General features: G+C 56.2%; 15 protein-coding genes. 9 read left to right on the top strand and 6 right to left on the bottom strand.

Annotated elements, in window-relative coordinates:
• Positions 1-59: 59 nt before the first annotated feature.
• The 4 genes from BF99_RS0107955 (at position 60) to mtaB (ending at position 5,267) form a co-directional block, all read left to right on the top strand.
• On the top strand, positions 60-1,016 hold the full coding sequence (locus BF99_RS0107955) for an acetyl-CoA carboxylase carboxyltransferase subunit alpha (RefSeq protein ID WP_025770448.1): 957 nt from the start codon (positions 60-62) through the stop codon (positions 1,014-1,016).
• Positions 1,013-1,897: a posphoenolpyruvate synthetase regulatory kinase/phosphorylase PpsR gene (ppsR, locus tag BF99_RS0107960; RefSeq protein WP_025770449.1), complete on the top strand. Its 885-nt coding sequence runs from the start codon at positions 1,013-1,015 to the stop codon at positions 1,895-1,897. Before BF99_RS0107955 ends, ppsR begins: the two co-directional genes overlap by 4 nt.
• Before the next feature lie 273 nt (positions 1,898-2,170).
• Positions 2,171-3,619, top strand: coding sequence for a tRNA lysidine(34) synthetase TilS (gene tilS, locus BF99_RS0107965; RefSeq protein WP_025770450.1), 1,449 nt, complete (start codon positions 2,171-2,173; stop codon positions 3,617-3,619).
• Between the two features lie 229 nt (positions 3,620-3,848).
• Complete coding sequence (mtaB, locus tag BF99_RS20470) at positions 3,849-5,267, top strand: tRNA (N(6)-L-threonylcarbamoyladenosine(37)-C(2))-methylthiotransferase MtaB (protein ID WP_197019077.1); 1,419 nt, start codon at positions 3,849-3,851, stop codon at positions 5,265-5,267.
• Positions 5,268-5,504: 237 nt separating this feature from the next.
• Here the strand turns inward: mtaB and BF99_RS0107980 are convergent, their stop codons facing one another.
• The 5 genes from BF99_RS0107980 to ccmI form a co-directional block, all read right to left on the bottom strand.
• The gene (locus BF99_RS0107980) at positions 5,505-6,044 is read right to left on the bottom strand and encodes a mismatch-specific DNA-glycosylase (protein WP_025770452.1); all 540 of its coding nucleotides are present in this window, start codon (positions 6,042-6,044) and stop codon (positions 5,505-5,507) included.
• Between the two features lie 94 nt (positions 6,045-6,138).
• Positions 6,139-6,843: a TSCPD domain-containing protein gene (locus BF99_RS0107985; RefSeq protein WP_025770453.1), complete on the bottom strand. Its 705-nt coding sequence runs from the start codon at positions 6,841-6,843 to the stop codon at positions 6,139-6,141.
• A gap of 119 nt (positions 6,844-6,962) precedes the next feature.
• Positions 6,963-9,218, bottom strand: a complete 2,256-nt coding sequence (locus BF99_RS0107990; RefSeq protein ID WP_231471341.1) for an adenosylcobalamin-dependent ribonucleoside-diphosphate reductase — start codon at positions 9,216-9,218, stop codon at positions 6,963-6,965.
• 854 nt (positions 9,219-10,072) lie between these two features.
• Complete coding sequence (locus BF99_RS20475) at positions 10,073-10,669, bottom strand: acyl carrier protein phosphodiesterase (protein ID WP_025770455.1); 597 nt, start codon at positions 10,667-10,669, stop codon at positions 10,073-10,075.
• A gap of 153 nt (positions 10,670-10,822) precedes the next feature.
• Entirely contained in the window at positions 10,823-12,373 is a 1,551-nt protein-coding gene (ccmI, locus tag BF99_RS21905) for a c-type cytochrome biogenesis protein CcmI (RefSeq protein ID WP_051482827.1), read from the bottom strand.
• A gap of 635 nt (positions 12,374-13,008) precedes the next feature.
• Between ccmI and BF99_RS0108025 the strand changes: the two genes are divergently transcribed.
• Positions 13,009-15,171: an FAD-dependent oxidoreductase gene (locus BF99_RS0108025; protein WP_025770458.1), complete on the top strand. Its 2,163-nt coding sequence runs from the start codon at positions 13,009-13,011 to the stop codon at positions 15,169-15,171.
• A gap of 99 nt (positions 15,172-15,270) precedes the next feature.
• Here the strand turns inward: BF99_RS0108025 and BF99_RS0108030 are convergent, their stop codons facing one another.
• Entirely contained in the window at positions 15,271-16,284 is a 1,014-nt protein-coding gene (locus tag BF99_RS0108030) for a 1-aminocyclopropane-1-carboxylate deaminase (RefSeq protein WP_025770459.1), read from the bottom strand.
• A 999-nt stretch (positions 16,285-17,283) separates the two neighbouring features.
• Here BF99_RS0108030 and BF99_RS20490 point away from each other — a divergent pair.
• From BF99_RS20490 to BF99_RS0108075, 4 genes are all read left to right on the top strand, one after another.
• A complete protein-coding gene (locus tag BF99_RS20490; RefSeq protein ID WP_197019078.1) occupies positions 17,284-18,030 on the top strand; it encodes a site-specific integrase in 747 nt (248 codons plus the stop codon).
• Between the two features lie 1,244 nt (positions 18,031-19,274).
• Entirely contained in the window at positions 19,275-20,483 is a 1,209-nt protein-coding gene (locus BF99_RS0108060) for an RNA-binding domain-containing protein (protein WP_025770463.1), read from the top strand.
• Positions 20,480-21,514: a ParA family protein gene (locus BF99_RS0108065; RefSeq protein WP_025770464.1), complete on the top strand. Its 1,035-nt coding sequence runs from the start codon at positions 20,480-20,482 to the stop codon at positions 21,512-21,514. Before BF99_RS0108060 ends, BF99_RS0108065 begins: the two co-directional genes overlap by 4 nt.
• A gap of 657 nt (positions 21,515-22,171) precedes the next feature.
• On the top strand, positions 22,172-23,491 hold the full coding sequence (locus tag BF99_RS0108075; protein ID WP_025770466.1) for an SAM-dependent methyltransferase: 1,320 nt from the start codon (positions 22,172-22,174) through the stop codon (positions 23,489-23,491).
• The last annotated feature ends 3 nt before the right edge of the window (positions 23,492-23,494 follow it).

Consider the following 23,494-nt stretch of genomic DNA (forward strand, 5'->3'; position numbering starts at 1 on the left):
AACGAGCCCTTCGAAGACCGCTCCCGTCCGCCATCTATCGGGTTTGATATGGAGAAGTCGTGAATTTCATCGATTTTGAAAGACCGATCGCCGAACTTCAGGCCAAGATCGAAGAACTTCGTCTGATCGAGGGGGATTCCTCGATCAACATCGGCGATGAGATCGAGCGGCTGCGCTCGAAGAGCGAGGATCTGACGCGTTCGATCTTCAGCAAGCTCACACCGTGGCAGGTATCGAAGATCGCCCGCCACCCGCAGCGCCCTTATACCCTTGACTATATCGAGCGCATCCTCACCGGCTTCGTGGAGCTGCACGGCGATCGTCAATTCGCCGACGATGCGGCGATCGTCGGCGGAATCGGGCGTCTGTCGGGACGCGCGGTGATGGTGGTCGGACACCAAAAGGGTCGGACCACCAAGGAAAATATCCATCGCAGCTTCGGCATGCCGCGCCCCGAGGGCTATCGCAAGGCCCTGCGTCTTTTTCAGATAGCCGAGCGTTTTCGCTTGCCGGTGATCACCTTAATCGATACCCCCGGGGCTTGGCCGGGGATCGGGGCCGAGGAGCGCGGCCAAGCCGAGGCGATCGCCCGCAACCTCTATGCCATGACCGCCTTGGAAACGCCGGTGATTTGCACGGTCATCGGAGAAGGGGGGTCCGGCGGGGCTTTGGCCATCGGCGTCGCCGATTGCGTGATCATGCTGCAATACAGCACCTATTCCGTGATCTCCCCCGAGGGTTGCGCATCGATCCTATGGAAAAAATCGGAGCGGGCCCCCGATGCGGCGCAAGCGATGGGGATCACCTCGGATCGCATTCACGCATTGGGCTTGGTGGATCGGATCGTCAAGGAGCCGCTCGGCGGGGCGCATCGCGATCCGGATACGATGGCGCGATCTTTACGCAACGTCATCGTCGACGAACTCGAAAGGCTCGATGCGATGGACGGTACTTTTCTTCGCGCTCGGCGCTACGATCGATTGATGCGCTACGGTCGCTTCAAGGAAAGGGAATGAACGAGCCGAGTCCTTCTCCGGATCGGGAGATGCAAGGAACGACCGATGCGGATCGAGTACCCGGACGCCGACGGGTCTTTTTCGTCTCCGACAGCACCGGAATCACCGCCGGCACCTTGGGCAATGCGCTTTTGAGTCAGTTCGAGCATGTCGATTTCATCATGGTGACCATTCCCTTCATCACCGATGCCTCGCAAGCGGTCAGTGCCGTCGGGCGTATCGATGCCGCGGCCAAAGAGGACGCGCAACGACCGATCGTTTTCAGCACGCTGGCCGACTCCAAACTGCACGAGATCATCGCCCGGAGCCGGGCCTTGGTCTTCGATCTCTTTCGCACCTTCATCGGAGCGTTGGAACAAGAGCTGCACTCCGACCCCAGCCGGGCGGCGGGGCGTTTCCATACCGTATCCAATCGCGCCTACTACGAGGGTCGGATCGGGGCGGTGGAGTTCGCCCTTGCGCACGATGACGGCGCCGGGGTTCGCAGCTACCACGAAGCCCAGATCATCCTGATCGGGGTCTCTCGCTCGGGCAAGACCCCGACCAGCGTCTACCTTGCGATGCAGTTCGGGATCAAAGCCGCCAACTATCCGTTGACCGAGGAGATTCTTTCCACGGGGGCCGACCTGCCATCCTTCTTGTTGGATCACCGATCGAGGCTCTTCGGCTTGACCATCCATCCCGAGCGATTGAGCGGCATTCGAACCGAACGCCGACCCAATACCATCTATGCCTCCTTCGCCCGCTGTCGCAGCGAGGTGCGAGAGGCTCAGGCGCTTTACGAGCGCCATCGCATTCCCTTCTTGGATACCAGTGCGGCTTCCGTGGAGGAGATTGCATCCAAGGCCATGAAATGTATGGGCCTTGGTCATCATGCATGATTTGGGCATGATTTGGGCATGATTTGGGCATGACTTGGGCATGACTTGGGCATGACTTGGGCATGAATCGGGCATGAATCGGGCATGAATCGGGCATGAATCGGGCATGAGATCGCCGATGGCAGTCCTTGGGTTTTTCGACTCCCTGCGCAAAAAACCTCGCATCGACGCCTTGCCCCACCACCCCACTTGAGCGATCTTCGAAGTGACCAAGAAATCAGCGGATCAAGCCCGCCTCGGCACCATTGATCGCCCCTCGATTGGGTATCCTCGTTGACCGCCACCGACGATCCGAATGACTCTTCCATCGGTGTCGGTGAATCTTGGGGTCTGCAAGGCTTCGTCGATTCCTTCCCCCGATCCGCCCGCTTCGTCGTCGCCTACAGCGGCGGGCCGGATTCCTTGGCCTTGCTCCACGCATTTTCGAATCCGGCATTTTCGAACCTGCCCGCTTCTTCGATGCGGCTGCATGCCCTGCATGTCGATCATCGCTTGCATCCGGATTCCGGCGCATGGGCACTCCATTGCGAGGAGATCTGTCGGCGTTTGGGGGTGGGGTTCACGACGCTCGTCGTCGATGATGCGCCGGATCCGAAGAGCGGCCAATCCTCTCGCAAAGATAACGAGGCGGCGGCAAGGCAAGCGCGCTACGCCCTGTTCGAGTCCTTTATCGATACCGATGATGTGCTGTGCACCGCCCATAGCGAGGACGATCAGGCCGAGACCCTCTTGATCAATCTCTTTCGCGGGAGCGGAGCCCAAGGACTTGGCGCCATCCCGGCGCTTCGTCCGCTAGGAGCGGGGCAGGTGGCAAGACCGCTGCTTTCGATCCCCCGCCAGGCGTTGCGCGCCTACGCCAAGAGCACCGGTTTTGCGACGATCGACGATCCGGCCAACGACGATCGGCGTTTCGTTCGCGCCCTTTTGCGGCATCGAGCGATACCGGAGATTTCCCGGCGCTGGCCCAATATCCACCAATCATTGGCGCGCACCGCAAGACTCGTTCGAGAATCCGTTTCGCTCAACGAGGCATTGGCGCGGATCGATCTCGAAGCCGCCGGGGTCGATCATGAAAAGAGCGTTGCCCTTCGAACCCTCGATACGAGCGCTTTGGTCGATCTCGAACCTGCGCGAAAGCGCAATGCCATCGCTTTTTGGCTGCGTCGCAACGGTATCGCCCCCCCTTCGGCTCGCCGAATGGAGGAGATCGCCGGACCCGTGCTCGATGCGCGGTCGGATGCATCTCCTTGCGTACGGCTGGGACAATGGGATCTGCGGCGCTATCGAAGCGGGCTCTGGCTCGTCTCCCACCACCGCCCTCAGGTTCTCGACTGCGGTCCCCATCCATGGACGATCCCCGATCCCCTCGTCTTCCCCCACGGGGTTTTAAATGCGCTCGAAGCGCCCCCGATATCGCCATCTGCGTCTTCATCCACGGGGGGATACCCACCTCAAGCCTTCCCCCTCATCGATGCGGACGTGGTTCGAGGATCGATCGAAGTGCATTTTCGTCAATCGCCCTGCGTTCTAAAGGGGCATCGTTCCGCATCGCTCAAAAAGCGCTTTCAGCGACTTCGCATCCCGCCGTGGGAGAGAGATCGAATTCCCTTGATCCACATCGACGGGGCGCTGGCCGCGATCGGAGGGGATTGGGTCGATCCGTATTTCGCCCCGCCATCCGGAGCGAAAGGACTGCGCATCGTTTGGGAACCGCTTGGTTGAAAAGTCTCCTTGGTTGCGAACCCACCGCATGCCAATCCCGATCGATCCTTCATCGGAGAATCGTAAGGAAAAATCTTTTCCTCGAAGGCGCACCGAGGCAAAGCCGAATCATCGAAAAAGACCCTCCGGCCCCGAGATTGAAGATGAGGATATAGAATTCCCGAATTCGTTTTCCTCCATCGCCCCCCCCGCGTCCCTGTCATTGCTTCTTCGATCGGTCCATCGCCCCATGCAGCAACGTATCTCCTATCACACCTTCGGCTGTCGGCTCAATCAATACGATACCGAGGCGATTCGCACCCTGTTGGGCAACGAGTACGAGACGGCAAAGGAGGGCGAAGAGGCCCAAATCCACCTCGTCAACACTTGTAGCGTCACCGCCCGCGCCGACGCCACGGCGCGCAAGGCGATCGCGCGCATCCATCGCGAGTCCCCCGCAGCGAAGATCGTGGTCACCGGATGCTATGCGCAGCGGGCGCCGGAAGAGCTCGCAGCCTTGCCCGGGGTATCGCTGGTCGTCGGCGCCGCGGATCGCGCCCGCATCAAAGCCTTGGTGGATCGATTGGACAATGCCCCCGGAGCGCTTCCCAACTCGCCGTTGATCGCAGTCTCCCCGATATGGACGGCGAAGAGCTTCCTCGAGGTCTCGATCACCGAAATGACCGAGCACTCCCGGGCTTTCGTCAAAGTGCAAGAGGGCTGTAACGAGGCTTGTACTTTTTGCATCGTCCCTCAAACCCGCGGCCCCTCGAGAAGCCGTCCCTTCGAGGGCGTTATCGAGCAAGTTCGCGCTCTGGTGGGTAGCGGCTATTGCGAAGTGGTTCTCACCGGGGTGCACTTGGGCGATTACGGTCTCGACCTGCCTGATCGCCGTCGCCTCCTTCCCGATCTGATCGAGTCCATCTTGGCCCTCGACGGAATCGAGCGATTCCGGTTGAGCTCCATCGAACCGGCCTCGATCAGCGACGATATCATCGAGTTGATGGCCTCGTCCCCGGTCTTCGCCCGCCACTTTCATATTCCCTTTCAAAGCGGCAGCGACAGCGTGCTCGAGCGGATGAAGAGAAGGTACAAGGCCAAGGAATTCGACGATCTGATCCGACGAATCAGCGAAAGGATCCCCGATTGCGGGATCGGCACCGACGTGATCTGCGGCTTCCCCGGCGAAAGCGATGACGATTTTCTTCGCACCTTCGACTATGTACAGACATTGCCGATCACCTACGTGCACGCCTTCACCTATTCCACCCGCCCCGGCTCGCAAGCCGAGCATTTCGGCGATCAAGTCCCGGGGGATATCCGCAAACGCCGCACTCGGGCACTCAAAAAACTCTCGTCGGATAAAAACCGCCGATTCGCCGAGCGCCACCTACAAAGGACACTGGATGTACTGATAGAACCCACCCGCCGGGGAGGGATGATCAAGCAAAGCGGGTGGAGCGATAACTACCTCAAAGTCGAGATCGAAAACGAATCGACCGAATCATCGCAACTCGATTCGCAAATCAACAAAGATCGAGGGCACTCGAAGATCCAATCCATTCGGATCACTTCTTTGAACGCGGACGGCACCCTCAAAGGAATACCGATCGATAGCGGCATCAATAGCAAGCCCGAGACCCCGATCCATTCAAAATCACTGCGATAATCGAATTCGCCACCATCATCTTTTATATCGACCGACCAACGAAAAGTCAATCAATGCCTCTTATCGTGACATTTTGATAAGCGGCACGATATAGATTCAAAATTCCCCACCAAGGCATTTCTTTCCAATGATATATCGCCCGATCATTCAAGAAAAGCGATATGAAAAATCCTTTATATAAAAATCCCATCGCCCATTACCAACCACTTGACCAAAGGCTTTCTTTGGAAAAGAAAGTCAACCGATAGAATCCACCCCCTTGGCATCCCCTCGTCGCCGCTCGAAAGCAACACGATAGAGCCCCGCCAACTCCCGCCAAGGCTCCTCGCTCCAATAACGCACCGCCCGCCCGCTAGGAGAGGGCAGAACGAAAATTCTCGTTCGACCGATGCAAGTATCTTGCAGCCCGTAATCACAGCGAGAAACCCTCAAATATTCTTGCGCCGCCCGTTTGCTGGTAAACGCCAAATAATCGGGAGAAAAGCGTCGAATTTTTCCTTCGAGCGCACCGGGATCGAAAGCCGCAGAATTAAGCGAATGATCCGCCCCATGCTCGGTCTTGTTGAGATCGGTCAACCCGATTCCATAACCCAGCAGTTCGGGATACTCACCCGGAGAAAGCCGACGCTCGGTAAACCCGACACTATCGAGCACCGCATAAAAACGATTCCCCGGATGCGCATAATAAGCCCGCCGACGATAAGACTCATCGCTCAAAGCCGTACCGCAAAACACCAATACCAGATTCTCCTCCAATAAATCATCGACAAGCATCATGGCTGCGATCCGAAAAAATGCTACCGGCTCGCCCGCTTATCGATCACGAAATTTTTGCGGTATCAATCATACATTTTGGGATCTATCTATCGTATCAACCACATTTCGAGTCGCCGCAAGCCAAGCAGGTCATGCAGCCGTCCATGCGGATGACGGCGATGGTGTGGCATTTTTCGCAAAGACTGGAGCCTTCGGGGAATCTCGCTTCTTCGCCATCATCGGCAGGGCTGACGATGCCTTTGGCGGCTTCGTAGCGCATTCTGAGATCGTCGAGGTATTCTTGTCGGTGTTCGTCGATTTCCGGATCCGAGAGCATGCCGATTTTGCGCAGGTGGGTTTCGACGACATCTCCGATCTCGGCGACCAATGAGGGGACATAACGGCCGCCTTTTTTCAGATAACCGCCTTTGGGATCGAAAACCGAGTGCATCTCCTCGACCAAGAAGGTGACATCACCGCCTTTGCGAAAGACGGCGGACATGATGCGGGTGAGGGCGACGATCCATTGGAAATGTTCCATATTCTTGGAGTTGATGAATATCTCGAAGGGTTGTCGGTGTTCGTGCTCCGTCCCTCGATTGAGCACCATATCGTTGATGGTGATATATAGAGCGTGTTCGGAAAAAGGGGGCTTGATCTTATAGGTCGAGCCGAGAAGCACATCGGGGCGCTCGAGCTTCTCGTGCATGCGGATGATTTCCGCTTTCGGTTCGGGCTTCGGCTCTGTGGGGGCAGATTGATTTTCTTTCCCGGGCTTGATGCCGTAGCCGATGATCTTCTTGTCGATTTTTGTACCCATGATCTTGGCTCGAATCCGAGTGAATCCCTGCAGTTGAGTGAACGCTCGTTGAATGAAACCAAGCGTTGAAAGATCAAAGACTCCGATACATCAACCTGCGAGCATCAAGATATCGATCCTCAAAATCGACCGTAATAACCCTCTTTGATGGCATCATAGAGATTGGCGGCGGTATGCGATTCGCCATCATATTCGATCTCTTCATTTCCCTTGACCTCCACGATCGAACCATCCTCCAACTCGAATTGATAGACGGTATTTTCCAGATCTTCCTCTTTGACCAAAACCCCTTGGAAGGCAGCGGGGTTGAAGCGAAAGGTGGTGCAACCTTTGAGTCCTTTTTCATAAGCATAGTGATAGGTATTTTTGAAATCATCGAAGGGATAGTCGGAGGGGATATTGACGGTTTTGGATATCGAAGAGTCCACCCAGCGTTGCGCAGCGGCTTGGATGTCGATATGTTGTCGAGGCGTGATATCGTCGGCGGCGACGAAATAATCGGGGAGCGAGGAATCGCCCTCTCGATCGCTTCCTTGATGGCCTCGTCGGGGCATCGCATCCGGATCCACCAGCGCCCGCCACGCAAGCAGTTCGAAGGAAAAAACATCGACCTTCTCCTTGCTTTTGCGCCCGGAGCGGATCACATTGCGGGAATAGTGGTGGGCGAAACTCGGCTCGATGCCGTTGCTTGCGTTATTGGCCAGAGAAAGGGAGATGGTTCCGGTGGGGGCGATCGAGCTGTGATGGGTGAAGCGCGCCCCATGCTCGGCGAGATCGTCGATCAAATGGCTGTCGACTTCCGCGATGCGCTGCATATAGCGGCTGTAGCGGGCATGCAAAACCTTGCCCTTGATGGTGTCGCCGACCTTGTGGCCATCGCGCGCCATTTCCGGGCGCCGAGCGAGCATCTCTCGGGTGACCTCGAAGGATTCCTCCATGATCGGGGCGGGGCCTTTTTCCCGGCTCAGATCCAGCGCGGCGCGCCAACCGGCCAGTGCCATCTCTTTGCTGACCTTCTCGGTGAAGGCAACGGATTCTTTCGAGCCGTAGGCCATGCGCAGCATCGTCAAGGTGGAGCCCAAACCGAGAAAGCCCATGCCATGCCGCCGCTTGCGCTTGATCTCCACCGCTTGTTCGGGCAAGGGGAGTCCGTTGATCTCGACCACATTATCGAGCATCCGAGTGAAGACGGTGACCGCCTCTTCGAAGACCTTCCAGTCGAAACGCGCCCGCTCGGTGAAGGGATCGCGCACGAAACGGGTGAGATTGATCGAACCCAGCAAACAGGAGCCATAAGGCGGCAAGGGCTGCTCGCCGCAAGGGTTGGTGGCGCGAATATTCTCGCAGAACCAGTTGTTGTTCATCTCGTTGATGGCATCGATCAGGACGAAACCGGGCTCTGCGAAGTCATAAGTCGAGGACATCACCACATCCCAAATCCGCCTTGCCTTCATCCGACGATAGACACGACAGGCCACATCGCCCCTTTCGTTTTTCACATAGTCGTCATCGATCGGCCAATGCCGCCAGATCACTTCTTGCGTATCTTTCAAGTCGATGCCATCGGCTTCGACCTCGGAGCGGGTGAGGGGAAATGCCAGATTCCACTCGGCGTCGTCGCGCACCGCTTCCATGAAGTCATGGGTGATCAGCAACGAGAGGTTGAACTGCCGCAGGCGACCGTCCTCGCGCTTGGCGCGGATGAAATCGAGGACGTCGGGATGGCCGACATCGAAGGTCGCCATCTGCGCTCCCCGTCGCCCCCCGGCGGAGGAGACGGTGAAACACATTCGATCGTAGATATCCATGAACGAGAGCGGTCCGGAGGTATAGGCTCCCGCACCGGTGACATAAGCCCCGCTAGGGCGCAGGGTCGAGAATTCATAGCCGATCCCGCAGCCCGCTTTCAGCGTAAGTCCGGCCTCGTGGACCTTGCCGAGGATATCGTTCATCGAGTCCTCGATGGTGCCCGAGACGGTGCAATTGATGGTCGATGTCGCCGGTTTGTGCTCGGTGGCGCCAGCGTTGGAAAGAACCCTTCCGGCGGGCGTCACCCCTTGGCGAAGCGCCCACAGGAAGCGTTCATACCAAAATTCCCGCTCGCTCTCAACCTCAACCTTGGCCAAGGCCCGGGCCACCCGCTGGAAGGTGGCATCGATATCGCGATCCAATGGCGTTCCATCGCGCGCGATCAATCGATATTTGTTCTCCCAGATATCGAACGAGGCAGGTTGGAGGGGGATATCGGCGACCCCCGAGGGAAGTACGGGCGAGTCATCCCCCGCTTCGAAGTCGGCTTTGCGCGGAGAGGCCGCAGGAGAATCCACGAAGAATTCCGCCACGGAAGCCGCGCCGGCAGTCATCGAATGGTTCATTTCCAATCTCTCGTCTTTTTGAAATCTTCCCTGTAGATAGGGAAGATCCAAGTGATTAGAAAATCAAAAGAACCGGGCAAAAATAGTGCATATCGTTATTTTTTCACGATTTTTGCCAGATCCCTCGAATTTGAAATCGCTTTGCAGCAAGACAGTAAAAGGTTGACCTGTGATTGATTCTTCTTATTAGGACATGTCAACAGCTTTTCAAACTTGGCGAAACGAGCCATTTCCTGCTTGGAGTGCACATGAGAATCATTGGTCGGGCGAGGAATCTACTGGGCAGAAATAGCAAAATGGAGCATCGTTGGAGAACTCCGAAGGTTCACGTTGGTTCAAGAGGGATTGGCGGTGGAAAGGCCAATCCCAAGAATCAATTCAGAGCCGCACCCAAGTCGAATTCGGGTTCACGAAAAAAAAGATCTACCTGCCATCCGAAGCAGGGCATCGCCGACATCGCTACCCCAGAAGTGGATTGGCATTATAACGAATTTTTCTTTGAATATCCAATGCCCAAGAACTCGAGAACCTAAAGCCGAGAAGGATCGTATGTGTAGTTTTCTTCTTTTATATCAGTACTTTATAGATATCTCTTCTAATATTTCGATTCATCGTCCCAATCTTTCGAGATGCAATTCAAGGCTCGATCCGGCGGTTGGATGACGATGTTTCGGAGGAATATCGGGGGCACTACGGGAGCGATTTGCGGACGATTTTCGCAGTTCGAGGCCTATCGGGCTTTGTCGGAGAGGGCGGATCTCTCATGTTGCCTAAGAATGAGGCTTTCGATGGTACCTCGGAGCAAGGATGCAGAGGGAAATTCCCGCGAATTATCCGCGTGAAGACACTCGATATCAGCCGTCGAGAACGAAAGCCTCGGCGATCGCCTGCAGATCGGGCATCAGATGGAGGAAGGATCGCTCGATGGCCGGGTAGTGTTCGTCAAGGTCTCGAGCGGCGTCGGCGAGCAGGGCTTTTCCGAAGTGCGAGCGGCGGGCGAGGCCTTCGAAGGCTTGATCGAGCCCCGCTCGGTGGCGATAGATCCCCAACCATCGGCTTTCGACCATGCGCTGCAGGCGTTCTCGCTGCTTCGGGTCGCGGATCGGGAGCAGGGAGGATGTAAGTCCGATGCGATGACAGGTCTTTTCGACGAAGACATCGAATTCGATCACCGAGTGGCTCGCCCAGTTGCGGAAAAGGCAGTGGTCGAAGAAGACATCGAGGATCGCCCCGGCGTAGCGTCGACGCGGGGCGGCGATCAGCGCTTTGGCGCAGACGAAGGCGGGATGACGATCCGCATGATGGTCGATCAGTCGATGGAGCCGGATCCCGGCTTTGATTTTCGGTGAGGTACCTTCGAGAAGCGGCCCCCGAATGAGATCGGCGCAGGTGTTGCCGGTGAGGATTTCGTCATCGTCGGGGGAGAGTAGGGCGTGGGCGAGGAAGTTCAATAGTCCATCCCCTTTTTTCGGATACGTCCTTGCGAATCGGGCGATCGTTTTCGCCGTCCTCTTGCGGGTTTCTATCGGCTTTCGCCCTTCGAGGATCGACGCTCTCCCCGGTGATGGCGATCCCCCGATGTTTCGTTCGCATCCGACCGGGCTCTAAGGCACCACCTGCGAAAGGAGGATGCGAATCGGCTCTTGGCTGCCGACGCTCGGCATCGGTTCGGATATTCCTTCGATATCGCCGCTCGTTCGCTCGACCGTACCGGTGAGCGAAAGTCGGGCGCTGACGATCACCGTTTGCGCAGATGACAGGCTGCGGCCGGCCATCATCGCACTTGAATCGTCGAGAGCCACGGTCGTCGGCAGGGCTGAAAGGGTGGTGCGAACGACGGCCAAGGGGGGACCGAAAGCGCCGGAATCGACTCCCGATCCCGATGCATCCGGTGCGGGCCTTGCGAAGACGAAGATCGTCTCATCGCCGCCCAGGGTTTTCGCAAGATCGGGTTCGATATCGAGTTCGACTTCAATACGCGCAGTCAAGGGATCGGGGGCTTGGGACTCGATGACAGCAGATCCAAGATCGCCTTCGGATCCGTCTTCGTCTCCGGTACCGATTTTCCGATCGCTCGTTTCGGGATCCCGGCCAAGCGTGGAATCACCGATGGAAGCGGACCCTTGCACGGATTCTCCTTGGCCTTGATCGGCAAGGGCGCCCGAACGCACGCGAACGAGCCACTCGGTGAGCATTTTCGCCTCATCCGATTGTTGGGGAAGAAGGGCTTGCAGCCGCTCCCAGCGTGCCAACGCCCGTTCTCGTTGTCCTTGGCCGAAGGAGGCGAACCCCCCGATCCAAAGGGCACCGGGGTGGTCGGGATCGATCTCCAAAGCGCGTTCGATGCGAGCGATGGCGCTTTGAGGGAAGTCGGGGGAGATTGATAACTCCATTTCCGCTTGCGCCCAGTCGGTGAGGAGCGATGGATCGTCGCCTTGGATGGCATAGGCTCGCTCGTAAGCGCCGACGGCCGCGCCGGGATCGTCGAGATCCATCCGCGCTTGGGCGAGAAGGATCCAGGATTCGGCGTCGTCCGGATTGTCCTCGAGTCGGGCTTCGATCTCCTTCGCCATCCTCTCGAGATCGGATCTCTCCTCCACCGAGAGCGCACCCATTTCGGTGCCCGCAGCCCCGGCGATGGCGTCGCGTTCGGGATCGATGGCCCGAGGCGTTCCGACCTGCAGATAAATGACGATGCCGAAGATCGGGATCGCAAGCGCAAGCGCGATGGGCATCGAGTAATGCGAGATCGAGGCGGAAGGGCGGGGCGAAGCGGCGGGGGTGGATGGCGGTGAGGGGATCTCGTCTCTTAGCGACTCGCCCCTTGAGTCCTTCGCGCTTTCGCCCTCCGTCTTCGGGTCTTCCGAGTCTTCCGGATCGTCCGCAATTCCAATATCGGCGATCAATCCGCGCTCGAGATCATCGCGCAGGTTCTCGTAGCGCTCTTTGTCGATCCTTCGATCCCGGTATTCCCGATTCAACTCTTCCATCCGCTCCCGGTAGAGCGCAAGGTTGATTCGCTCGCTCTCACCGGTCTCTTGCGCCGCCTCCGCATCGGGTTTTTCGTCCGATGGTGGCCTGCGCAGCAAGGGCGGGAGGATCCAAAGCAGCACGGCCGCGATCATCAGCGCCGCAAGAAGCCAAAACGTGATCATGGAAGGGAGGATCGAGAGCGTCGGTGGGAGTGATCGTCAAGGACGAGTCTCCCCTCGGTTCGAGGATCTTCGTCCGCGGAGCGGGGCATGTCGAGTCTGTCGAAGGGGCTGTGGAAAAGGATATCGAAAACCATCGTAATCGATATCGACCCGCCGCCCTCGTTGCAACGAAGGCTCACGATGGCGCCGGCTTATCGTTTCCGGCAAAGAGCGCTCATCCTCGCTCGGCTTGCAGGCGTATTATGACCGACCGAAGGCCTCCATTCGGTCAAGTCGCTCACCTCGGTTCGTGCCTCAGTCCCGTACATCCGAAAGTCGGCCGGATCCCTTTGTCGGGTAAACTGCCCCATGCTCGGTTTCAGGGCTCGGCTTCGGACGCGCGATCGAACGAACGGTCAAAGATGCGCCTTCTTCATCGATCGTCGACTTCGAAGCCGCCTTTCGAAGCCCGCCAAAATCGATCCCGTCGATTGAAGGTCAACATCAAGGGATCGCTTGGAAGCCTTCGGATCGGATTTTTCCCGAATACCAAGGTCCCGGCCGGCATAAAGAAGGATAGGGCACATAATGCGCCGCTTCGCCTTCGAGCCCTCATCGAATAAAGCGTCCGCCCCCCACCATCGAGGAATCGCCCCGTGAGCAAAGGAAAGATTGTCCTTGTTCTGATCATCGCGGCCATCGTCGGCGCTTTTATATGGTTCGATCTCGCCCGATTCCTCGAATTCGAGGCCCTCAAAACGCGCCAAGCGGAGATCGATGCCCTCTATCAAGAACGTCCCTTATTCATGCTGCTCGGCTACTTTATCGTCTACGTCGTCGTCACCGGCCTCTCGCTACCCGGAGCTGCCATCCTCACCCTCGCCGGGGGAGCGATATTCGGCCTTCTATGGGGCACGGTCGTGGTGTCTTTCGCCTCCACCGCCGGAGCGACCATCGCCTTCCTCGTCTCTCGCTACCTGCTGCGCGATGCCATCCAAAAACGCTACGGCGACCGTTTGAAGACGATCAACGAGGGGATCGAGCGCGACGGTGCCTTTTACCTGTTCACCTTGCGTTTGGTTCCGGTCTTCCCCTTTTTCATGGTCAATCTGGTGATGGGCATCACCCCGATGCGCACCTTGGCCTTCGCGCTGGTCAGCCAAGCGGGGATGCTTGCCGGGACCATCGTCTATGTCAATGCCGGCACTCGTCTTGCCCAGCTCGATTCCCTTCAAGGGATCCTCTCTCCCGTCTTGATCGGCTCTTTCGTTCTGCTCGGCATCTTCCCCTTGATCGCGAAAAAGATCGTCGATGTCGTCAAATCACGCCGGGCCTTCTCCGGATGGACGAAGCCGAAACGCTTCGAACGCGACTTGGTGGTCATCGGAGCGGGCTCCGCCGGCCTCGTTTGCTCCTATATCGCGGCGATGGTCAAGGCGAAGGTCTCCTTGATCGAGCGCCACCGCATGGGAGGGGATTGTCTCAATACCGGATGCGTTCCCTCCAAGGCCTTGATTCGAAGCGCCAAGTTGGTACACCAAGCCAAGCATGCGGACCGTTATGGACTCGAACCCTCGCAGATAAAGGTCGATTTCGCGCAGGTGATGGAACGGGTGCAACGAGTGATCGAGGAGATCGAGCCGCATGACTCGGTGGAGCGCTATACCGGCCTCGGGGTGGATTGCTTGACGGGAGAGGCGAAGATCACATCGCCGTGGACGGTGGAGATCAAGCCCTCGCCCGACGATCCCCAAGCGCAAGCGCGCACCATCACCACCCGCAATATCGTCATCGCCACCGGCGCCCGGCCCTTCGTGCCCCCGATCCCCGGCATCGAGGAGGTCGGCTATCTCACATCGGATAGTTTGTGGGATTTGCGCGAGTTGCCCCCTCGATTGATCGTGCTCGGTGGCGGACCGATCGGGAGCGAACTCGCCCAGTGCTTCGCTCGTTTGGGCTCGAAGGTGACGCAAGTGGAGATGCTGCCGCGCATCTTGATCCGCGAGGATCCGGAAGTCTCTAAGATGGTGATGCGTCGTTTCGTCGAGGAGGGGATCGACGTGCGCACCGGCCACCGGGCGAAGTCCTTCTCGCTGCGAGACGGCGAAAAACATCTGCTTTGCGAGCACGAAGGCGAGGAGATCGACATTCCCTTCGATCAAGTCATCGTGGCCGTGGGAAGGGCGGCCAACGTCAACGGCTTCGGCCTCGAAGAGCTCGGTATCGACATTTCCGAGCGCCGCACCGTGGCGGTCAACGACTACCTGCAAACCCGCTTTCCCAATATCTTCGCCTGCGGAGACGTGGCCGGCCCTTATCAGTTCACCCATGTCAGCGCTCATCAAGCATGGTTCGCCACCGTCAATGCCCTGTTCGGCACCTTCCGCAAATTCCGCGCGGATTATTCGGTGATCCCTTGGGCAACCTTCACCGATCCCGAGGTGGCCCGCGTGGGACTCAACGAAACCGAGGCGAAAGAGCGGGGCATCGAGTACGAGGTGACGACCTACGGGATCGACGATCTCGACCGGGCCATCGCCGATGGCGAGGCTTACGGGTCGATCAAGGTATTGACGGCGCCCGGCAAGGATCGGGTGCTCGGCGTGACCATCGTCGGCGAACACGCCGGCGATCTGATCGCGGAATTCGTGGCCGCGATGCGCAACGGCTTCGGTCTCAATCGCATCCTTTCGACGATCCATATCTATCCGACCTTGGCCGAAGCCAATAAATACGCCGCCGGGGAATGGAAGCGCGCCCGCAAGCCCGAGCGTTTATTGCGCTGGATCGAGCGCTACCACGCTTTTCGCCGAGGGTAGGGCGAAAAAAGGCAAGACAAGGGATATGAGCTTTCTAGAACGATTCAACCGCGCAATCGCTTGCCATCCATCACCGCGTAAGTGCATCGATGATATGAGTCAGCCGTTGCGATAGGTATACGAATAGCCGTTCAGCGCCGGCACTCCGCCGAGATGCGCATAGAGCACCTTCGAGCCTTGCGCGAAAAATCCCTTGCGGGTGAGATCGATGAGTCCTTGCATCGACTTTCCCTCGTAGACGGGATCGGTGATCATCGCCTCGGTACGCGCTGCAAGGCGGATGGCGTGATTCGTTTCTTCGCTCGGTATGCCATAAGCGGGATAGGCATAATCCGGGTTGATGACGATATCGTCATCGTCGATCTCCTTGCCCAGATCGATCAGTTCCGCCGTGTTTCGGGCGATCCGCGCGACTTGTTCACGCGTTCGATCAAGCGTTCCCGAGGCATCGATACCGATGACGCGATGCGCGCGACCATCGGCCTTGAAACCGACAATCATGCCCGCTTGGGTCGATCCCGTAACGACACAGACAATGATGTAGTCGAAGCGAAGGCCCAACTCGGCTTCCTGCGCGCGGACCTCTTCGGCGAATCCCACATAGCCCAATCCGCCGAACCGATGCTCCGATGCGCCTGCCGGGATTCCGTAGGGAACACCGCCCGCCTTACGTACCTCCTCGATCGCCTGCTCCCAACTCCTACGAATACCGATATCGAAACCATCGGCGACGATACGGCTATCGGCGCCCATCAGCCGCGTCATCAGGATATTCCCCACGCGATCGTAGACCGCATCCTCGTGCGGCACCCAGCTTTCCTGCACCAATCGACATTTCATGCCGATCTTCGCCGCCACCGCGGCAACGAGACGGGTATGGTTGGATTGCACACCCCCGATCGAAACGAGGGTGTCCGCGCCGGATGCGATGGCATCGGGAACGATATATTCGAGCTTGCGGAGTTTATTGCCCCCGAGCGCCAGACCCGAGTTGCAGTCATCACGTTTCGCCCAGATCTCGACCTGCCCACCGAGCGCCTCGCTCAGACGCGGCAACGCCTCGATCGGCGTGGGTCCGAAGGTCAGCGGATAACGTTCGAATCTTTCGAGCATGAGTCTCTCCCGACGATGCCGAGCACCTGACGGTGCCACCCGACAAGTGTATCCCGTACATCCTCATGCATCGGCATGGCGAGAGAATCGGATCGACCGGGTATTCCCGTAGGCGCTCCCCCGTCTCGCATCTCGGAGTTTTTCGAGACACCGATCGAGGGCTGATCTGAAAACCCCTCGCGGATCCCAAGCCCGTGGCGTTGATTTTCGCATCTCGGGCGGGCTTTTGCGTCTTCCCGGATACGCATCTCGATGAAAGATCGAGCGGAGCCTTCATCCAAGAAACGTTCGAAAAACCCTATATTCAAGATTTGCTCTTCGATGTTCGAGATGTTATCTTTTTTTCCATCTTATCGCTGTTTTCGCCATCATCGTCCCCGGCTATCCGAGCGATTGACAATCAATGACGAATCGATCAACTCTTTGAAATCATTCGAATTTCCGGGATGATCATCAAGAAATCCTCGAAAGATTTCGATCTCGTCTCATTCAAGGAAAATATCCCACGAACAAGCGATGACCCCCTTTACTAAAACCAATACTTGTTATATATTAGAATTACGTATTTCGTTATAACACTTTTTTGATTCGAGATAATCATCACTGTAATGATTTTTTTCTTCCCAAAATCGATTTGGCAGGTTGCAAACGGTGATATATTCTCGTAGATTTTGCCATTCCTTCTTGATCATCATGGAAAAGGAGCCCCATCCCGTGGAGAGGAAACCTCATCATACGAGTGAAGCGATTTATCCCATCGGTAATGAATCACATGCCTTAAGCGAACAGCTCAAAGAGCTCATCGAAAAATTCGGATATCTCATCAAAGCGGCGTTATCAAAAAATACACTGTCTTTATATCAAAAGGCTTGGGATTCATTCGAACGATTTTGTGATAGTAAAGGCTATCAGGCTTTCCCGACGAGTCCCGTGGCTTTGATAGACTTTGCGGTTTCTCATGCCACTCAACCCATCGGGCGCCACGGCCGCCCATTGGCCATGAGCACCATCAACACCTATATCAAGGCAATCCATTACAAAAACCACTATCTAGGCTTCGATTCGCCTTGTGATATCCCCTTGGTCAAGTTGATGCTGAAAGGCTTGAATCGTGAGTTCAGCACCGACCCCAAGCAGGCTAGGGCGCTGAAAGCGGATGAAGTCGAGAAAATGATCGATCTTTGTCCGGATACGCTGATCGGAAAGCGCGATGCCGCCATTCTCGCAATCGCCTTCGCAAGCGCTGCGCGTCGATCGAACGTTCGCGACTTTCTCATCGAAGATGCCGAGATCGTGGAAAAGATCGATCCGACGGATCCCGACAGGATGTACCTCCACGTTCGTCGATCGAAGACGGATCAAATGGGTAAAGGGCGGAAAATTCCCATCATCCAAGGCACGAGGATTCAACCGATCAAGCGTTTGAACGATTGGCTGAAAGCATCGGGCATTACATCGGGATATCTATTCCAGACGATGGATCGGCATGGGAATTTGCGCGGCAACCCGCTGGACGGCAAGGATATTTCGCGCTTGGTAAAATACTATGCCGAGGCGATCGGCTTGGATCCGAGCACGATTTCCTCACACTCTTTGCGCGCAGGCCATGTGACCTGCGCAGTGATCGCCGGTGCCCGGGACGACAAGATCATGGCGATCACGGGCCATAGGAGCCCGGTCACATTACACAGATATATCAGGGACGATGATGATTTCACGGATCATGCATCCAAGGGATTTATATGATTGTCTATCGATAGGAGGCGCCCTGGCAGATCGATGCCTGCCACAAAGCGATCGATGGGCGACACCCATCGATCGCAAGGTATTGATATTTAAGTGAATTCATCCCCGAATGCAGAAATCGGGTTGAAAATCTCTTTATCGTATATTACAAAGCCCGCCGCCGGTGCCTTTGGAGCGACTCCGACGGATCACCCTTGCCATTTTAGTGACGTCAAGGCTTATATCAGCCGTTTTTCGACAATACGGGGCCTATGTCATATCCAATATCCTTTAAATCACCGGTTTGATCGGCTCGCACCCTAAGATAAGTCGCTGCCGGAGTTTGAATTTCACGCACTTTTATCAATTCCCCCTCTCCTATCGGGAAACAACACTGCTCATCACCCCTCAATTCCTATTCTTTTTCCAGCTCGTCTTGCGAATAGACGATGCACATCACGACAAGTCGGTCAATTCGCTGTCTCGATCCTCGCGATCCGAACCCGATCCTCGCTCGACCGAAGATCAGGCAAATCCCTGTCATCGAAAGGAAAACGCAGGTCAAGAGGGCTCCGATCCTCATGATCCTCGTCTTTTGCGAAAAAAGAGCAGACAAGGGGAATTGAGCGGTCTGGAACCCGTATACGTCCATAAACGGGTACTAGCGTCCCCGGCCGTCATCGATGAGCGCCCTCGATGAACGTTCATCCGACGAATGTCGCTGCCCGACCAATCCCGGGAATTGCGGGGCGCCGACTGCCTCAGGGCGCCTTTTTCGAGGGGAGTCCTTCATCCCAGACCTGATCACAGGGCAGGGGATGGCGGTGGTGTTTCATGGCAAAGCGAGAGAAAGGTTCAAAGATCAAGGGCAATTCGCTTCCCGGAAGCCGAGAATGACGGAGAGCATAGGCGGAGACTATGGTATGGTGATTATGATCTGCATTTAATTTTTTTTTTTTAGCAAGAACCATCCCAGGCTGCCTTGGATCGCTATATGGTATTTATGTGCTTTCATTGCCACTCTCGGGGCAGCGAAAGTATTATCATTGTCTCAAATAACCCTAGGGCGGGGGATTGTCGAAGGTTTTTTGGATAAATTCGGTATCCTACTATACCTCCCTTCGGTATCATGAAGGGGCAAGGGCTATCGATCGCCTACTGACGGCGATGACTGATAGTCTCTTTTTTCGGTGCAGGTGAATGGGGTGGCAACTCCGGAAGGGGGTGCCATACGGTTTGAAAGAGACAATGGGATGGAAATGCAGATGCAGAAATTCACGGACGATGAGCTGCTGAGGATGTTGAGCGAATCGGAGACGGATCGCATTGAATTCAAGGAATCGTTTCAAAAAAGCGATGCCGACAAGGTCTGTCAGGCAATCTGCGCTTTTGCCAATGATCTGCCCAATCACGATCGGGCGGGGGTGCTCTTCATCGGGGTCAAGGATAACGGTGAGCCGGTTGGGTTGGATGTTTCGGATGAACTGCTGCGTAATATCGCTGCGATTAGAAGCGACGGCTATATCATTCCCTTGCCGACGATGACGGTGGAAAAGCGTCATCTCGAAGGGGCGGATATGGTGGTGGTCATGGTCATGCCCTCGGATGCGACTCCGGTGAGGTATAAAGGACGCATCTGGATTCGAACCGGCCCTCGACAGGGCATCGCCGGTGCGAACGACGAGCGCATCTTGAACGAGAAACGCCGTCATAAAGATATCCACTTCGATCAGCATCCTGTGCATAGTGCAACCATCGATGACCTTTCTCGCTCGATATTTGAAAACGAATATCTGCCGCAGGCCTTTGCCCCCGAGATATTGGAGGCCAATGATCGCAGTTATGAAGAGCGCTTGGCCAGTTGCCGCATGGTGGTCTCGAAGGAGGATACCACTCCCACCGTTGTCGGTCTCTTGGCCATCGGTAAAAGACCGCAGGATTTTTTGCCCGGAGCCTATATTCAATTCCTCAAAATAGATGGAACAAAGTTGGCCGATGATGTCATTGATGAGCATGAAATCAAAGGTGGTGTCGTTGAAATGCTCAGGGTGATCGAACTCGTGCTTAGGGCTCATAATTCCACCGCCGTCGACATCCTCTCTCAGCCGACACATCGAATGACTTCTTCCTACCCTCATTCGGCGTTTCAGCAAATTCTCTATAATGCCGTGCTGCATAGAAGCTATGAGGGCAACAATGCTCCCATCAAGCTGAGTTGGTTCGATGATCGGGTAGAAATTATCAGCCCCGGTGGATGTTTCGGGGATGTGACACCGCAGAATTTCGGAGAACCCGGTATTGTCAGCTACCGCAATCCCGCCATCGCCGATGTACTCAAAACCTTCGGATTCGTGCAAAAATTCGGGCGGGGCATCGCCACGACAAAAGCCGCCATGGAAAGGAGCGGTAATCCGCCGCCGGAATTCAAGGTGGATGCACGTTTCGTCTTTTGTACACTAAGAGCCAGATCATGAGCGTTCCCGTTCTGACCTTTTTCAATAATAAAGGGGGAGTCGGAAAGACTTCCTTGATCTATCACTTGGCATGGATTCTTTCCGACTTGGATAAGAGGGTTGTCATTGCAGATCTCGATCCGCAAGCCAACTTGACCGCCGCTTTTTTGGAAGAGGAAAGGGTTGATGAAATATGGGAGAGTCCGGATGAAAACTCTACGGTCTATCAGTTTCTTGATGCTTTGATCAACGGGGTGGGCGATCTGCGAAAGCCCAATTTATATTCGATCGATGATTGCCTTTATCTGATTCCGGGGGATATGCGTTTATCGAGGCTCGAAGATGGGCTGTCGGATCAATGGCCAAGGTGCATGGATGATAATAATCTATACCGTCCGATGCGAATCATCAGTTCTTTTTGGCAGATTCTTCAAATGGCGGCCGAGGAGTCGCAAGCGGAGTTGATCTTGACCGATATCGGACCCAATCTCGGGGCCATCAACCGCTCCGTGCTTTTGGCCACGGACTATGTCGCCATTCCTTTGGGCGCCGATCTATTCTCTTTGCAGGGACTCAAAAACTTGGGTCCTTCTTTGGATGGCTGGAGAAAAAATTGGAAAAAGCGATTGGATAACTGGAACGGTAGCGAGGATAAAACCAAGTATCCGAACTTTTATCTTCCAAAGGGCAGCATGCAGCCGATCGGCTATCTTTGCCGGCAGCATGGCGTGCGATTGACCCGCCCGGTCATCGCCTACGATCGATGGGTGCAGCGTATTCCTCGGACCTATCGGGAGATGATCTTGAACGAAGAGCCTGCCGATGATAAAGCGATCAAACAGCAAGATGATCCTTATTGCTTGGCAACCATCAAACACTATCGTAGTTTGGTGCCTATGGGTCAGGAGTACCGCAAGCCGATTTTCAAACTGACTCCGGCGGACGGGGCTATCGGTTCCCATGCCGGTGCCGTGCAGGATGCAAGGAGAGACTTCGAGAGGTTGGCGAGGCGTATTCTCGATGAGATGGAAAACAAGGGAATGGAAAAGTAAGGATTTGCCGTTGACTCTCTCGACGACATACTTTCTCGATGAGATAGGGGCACTGCCGGATCTTTCGGGAAGGGATAAAGGCGGATAGGGGGTGTGAGAGTCGTCCGACCAAGATAGCGGAATCGAAATTCAGCCGACATCTCGGTTGCGATTGAATCGGCCGATGCCGGGGTTCACCGAGAAGCGAAACCCGAGTCCCTTCGGTGGGATGGCTATGGGTGCAGATGGCAAATACATTCTCTCAGGTGTACTCGACGCCCCTGACCGGAGATGATCGGGCTGGAGCGATGAGTCGGGCAGGTTGCCGCCCGCCCCCTTCGAAGGATGCATCGACAGCGCCTCGGGCGTTGGCGATACGAAAAGGATCGACGACCAAGATGATGGTTGGATCGCCCGTTGCACCTGCACGTCTCGCCCTCGGAATCCGGATGCCTGCCAAAAACGATGTATTTGCGCCACGGATGAGGGGATAATATCCACCGACCGGCTTGAATCGGGCGCGAAATCGGGCAAGATATCCGATGTTCTTCAAACGATCCACTCTCAATGGGCGAAAAACATGTCGATTCGAAGCCATTCGGGGGTTGTCGTCGGATACGATATCACGCCATATCACATCATCCGAAACGGCTCGATGCAAAGGGGAGGAGGCCGACGATGAAGGAAGGGCAAGGCTCGCATCCACTGGGTCTTTCCGGTACACGAGGTGAAAAAGACGCCTCCGAGCGTCATACGAAGCGCCCGTCCGCGCTGGATCGGTGGATCGTTCGACGCATCGCCGCTCAGCTGGGCCGGCCGCCGGTGGCGATCGCGCTGTGGAACGGCGAGGATATCTATCATCCCGTCGGTGAATGTCATGGGCGCATTCTTTTCCGGGATCGGCAGGCTCTGCAGGGGGTGGCTTTCGCCCCCGAGCTCGGCTTCGGGGACGCTTACAGCGCCGATCGTATCGATGTGATCGGCGATCTGATCGATGTGCTGATGCATTGCTATCGCAGCGCGGAACGAGCGGGCTCCAAGGTCAGCAAGCGCGGTTTGCTCGGAGGGCTCCCCAAACCCGGCTCCAATACGCGCACGAACTCGCGCAAGCATATTCACCATCACTACGATCTCGGCAACGATTTCTATCGGCTGTGGCTCGACGAGAACATGGTCTATACCTGCGCCTACTATGATCGAGAGGATGCGACTTTGGAGCAGGCGCAAGAAGCGAAGATGGATCATGTCTGTCGCAAGTTGATGCTAAAGCCGGATCAAACGGTGGTCGAAGCGGGCTGCGGCTGGGGCACGTTGGCGTTGTATATGGCGCGCGAGTACGGCGTCAAGGTGCGGGCCTTCAATATCTCGACGGAGCAGATCGCCCATGCCCGAGAGGAGGCGACGAGACAGGGGCTTGCGGACAAGGTGGAATTCGTGCAGGACGACTATCGCAATATCAACGGCGATTTCGATGCCTTCGTGTCGGTGGGAATGCTCGAGCACGTGGGGGTCGACAACTATCAAACCTTGGGTGATGTCATCTCCCGCTCTTTGAAACCGGAGGGTCTTGCGCTAATCCACAGCGTCGGCCGAAATCGTCCCACTCCGGTCAACGCTTGGCTGGAACAACGCATCTTTCCCGGTAGTTACCCTCCGAGTCTGCGCGAGATGATGGATATCTTCGAGCCTCATAATTTCTCGATCATCGATATCGAGAATCTGCGCTTGCACTATGCCCGTACCCTCAGGGAATGGCTGACGCGCTTCGATCGGGTGGTGGAAACCGTCCGCGCCAAATACGATGAAAGTTTCGTGCGCGCTTGGCGTCTTTATCTTGCGGGTTGTTCGGCAGCCTTCGCCTCCAATTCGCTCCAACTGTTTCAGGTGGTCTGCGCTCCGTCGGGCAATAACAAGGTGCCTTGGACCCGAGCCCATATTTATCCCGCCTCGAAAGCATCGAATGGCGGTGGCTCATCGAGCCCGCCTTTGGGAGATTGATCG

The organism is Thioalkalivibrio sp. HK1 (assembly GCA_000583135.1).
Taxonomy (GTDB): domain Bacteria; phylum Pseudomonadota; class Gammaproteobacteria; order HK1; family HK1; genus HK1.